This window comes from Stenotrophomonas sp. 2YAF22 (assembly GCF_052114665.1).
In the GTDB taxonomy this organism is placed as follows: Bacteria; Pseudomonadota; Gammaproteobacteria; order Xanthomonadales; family Xanthomonadaceae; genus Stenotrophomonas; species Stenotrophomonas indicatrix.
Map to the genome: position 1 here is coordinate 1 of NZ_JBFRFE010000665.1, position 2,302 is coordinate 2,302.

The following is a 2,302-nucleotide window of genomic DNA, read 5'->3' on the forward strand; positions in this document are numbered from 1 at the left end:
GACCAGCCGCGTGCCAAGGCGCTGATGGCCGAGTACCAGGCGGCCCGCGGGGTGCGGGTCCGCGCTGAGCGCGAGCAGGCCCTGCGCGACGGCACTGCCGAGACCTTTGGCAGCCTGTTCCGGCGCCGCCCTGTGTTCGTGGTGCTGGTGCTGCTGGGCATGGCGGTGGCGGCGGCACTGGTGCTGCTGCCGTTCATGCTGCTGCGTGGGTAGGGGTGTTCGGCCGGGTTGCACCCGGCACCTGCAGAGGCCTTCAAGCAACATCACAAGCGGCTTTCCGTGGGATGGCGGGGCAGTGTGGGTTTGCGGGGCCGCCGTGAACCCATCCTTGGGGGCTTGGTCGCCGCATCCATGCGGCTCACACCCCGCAAACCCACACTGCCCCGCCTTCGACAGTTTCCGGCGTCTGTAGATCCACGCCATGCGTGGATGAACGGTGGAGGCTGATACGGGGGCGGTCAGGCGCTAAAATGGCGGGATGATCGCCAATACCGCTGCCTATCATTTCGCCGTCATCGACGCCCCCCACGCCCTGTGCGACCAGCTGCAGGCGCGTGCCGAGGCGTCCGGCCTGCAGGGGACGATCCTGGTGGCGGGCGAGGGGCTGAACCTGTTCCTGGCGGGTGCGCCGTCCGCGATCGATGGCTTCTACGCGGAACTGCGTGCTGATGCGCGCTTCGCCGATATGCGGGTCAAGACCAGCTTCAGCGAGCACCAGCCGTTCGCGCGGCTGAAGGCCAAGGTCAAGGACGAGATCATCAGCTTCCGTCGTGACGATGGCCAGCCGCTGGACTACCCGCGCGCGCCAGCGATTGATCCCGCCACCGTGCAGCGCTGGCTGCGGCAGGGGCACGATGATGCTGGCAAGCCGGTGGTGATGCTTGATACGCGCAACCTGCAGGAGATCGAGTACGGCACCTTCAAGGATGCGCTGGTACTGCCCATCCACAAGTTCACCGATCTGCCTGAGGCGCTGGCGCCCCATCGTGAAGCGCTGAAGGACAGCACCGTGGTCAGTTTCTGCACCGGTGGCATCCGCTGCGAGAAGGCGGCGCTGTGGATGCTCAATGACGGCATGGACAACGTGCTGCAGCTCGATGGCGGCATCCTCGGTTACTTCGAGGAAGTGGGCGGCGAGGGCTATGAAGGCCGCTGCTTCGTGTTCGACGAACGCGTGGCGCTGGACGCCGAACTGAAGCCGCTGGTGGACGAACCGCTGGCCGAGCCGCGCCCCAGCGACTTCTGACCCGAAATGTCGGTGCCCGGTAGAGCCGGCCGCTGGCCGGTTGCCACGCCTCTCTGCCTGCCGGCCAGCGGCCGGCTCTACCGGATCAAGCCCGGCGGGCCCTGAGCCCGCCCAACGGGAATCAGCGTCCCGCCACCGGCACTGGCCGTGGGGGCAGGGCGACCCCATCAAACGGGGATCTTGTGACGGAAAACCGCCTGATGATCCCGTTGTCGATCCTCGACCTGGCCCCGGTCTGCGAGGGCAGCGATACCACTGCCGCCTTTGCCAACATGCTTGAGTTCGCCCAGCATGCCGATGCGCTGGGCTACCGCCGCTACTGGCTGGCCGAACACCACAACATGCCTGGCATCGCCAGTGCCGCCACGGCGGTGCTGATCGGCCATGTGGCCGGTGGTACGAAACGTATCCGTGTCGGCGCCGGCGGCATCATGCTGCCCAATCACGCGCCTCTGCAGGTGGCCGAGCAGTTCGGCACCTTGGCCTCGCTGTACCCGGATCGCATCGACCTCGGCCTGGGCCGCGCACCGGGTACCGACCAGCCGACCGCGCGCGCCCTGCGCCGCTATTTCGACAGTGCCGACCAGTTCCCGCAGGACGTACGCGAGCTGCTGCACTACTTCGAACCGGTGCAGCCGGGGCAGGCGGTGCAGGCCGTACCGGGTGGCGGCCTGCGGGTGCCGACCTGGATCCTCGGTTCCAGCCTGTTCGGCGCACGCATGGCCGCCTCGATGGGCCTGCCGTACGCCTTCGCCTCGCACTTCGCCCCCGATTCCATGGATGAAGCGCTCGCGGTGTATCGCCGCGAATTCCGCCCTTCGGCCACGCTCAAGCTGCCGCACGCGATGCTGGCGTTGAACGTGGTGGCCAGTGACAGCGAGGCCGAATCGCGGCGGTTGTTCACCAGCCAGCAGCAGAGCTTCGTCAACCTGCGTCGCGGCCGTCCGGGCAAGATTCCGGCGCCGATCGATGACATCGAAGCGTTCTGGGAACCCCACGAGAAGCTGGGCGTGGAGCGGGCGCTGGCGTGCACCGTGCTGGGTGATCCGCAGCAGG

Annotated in this window: 3 protein-coding genes; all 3 read left to right on the plus strand. The window is 67.6% G+C overall.

Annotated elements, in window-relative coordinates:
* On the plus strand, nucleotides 1-213 hold a 213-nt coding region (locus AB4Y84_RS19670), incomplete at its 5' end, for a DUF6164 family protein (protein ID WP_442250726.1).
* 265 nt (nucleotides 214-478) lie between these two features.
* Complete coding sequence (locus tag AB4Y84_RS19675) at nucleotides 479-1,246, plus strand: sulfurtransferase (protein WP_442243695.1); 768 nt, start codon at nucleotides 479-481, stop codon at nucleotides 1,244-1,246.
* Between the two features lie 200 nt (nucleotides 1,247-1,446).
* A partial coding sequence (locus AB4Y84_RS19680; RefSeq protein ID WP_442250727.1) for an LLM class flavin-dependent oxidoreductase occupies nucleotides 1,447-2,302 on the plus strand: 856 nt, incomplete at its 3' end.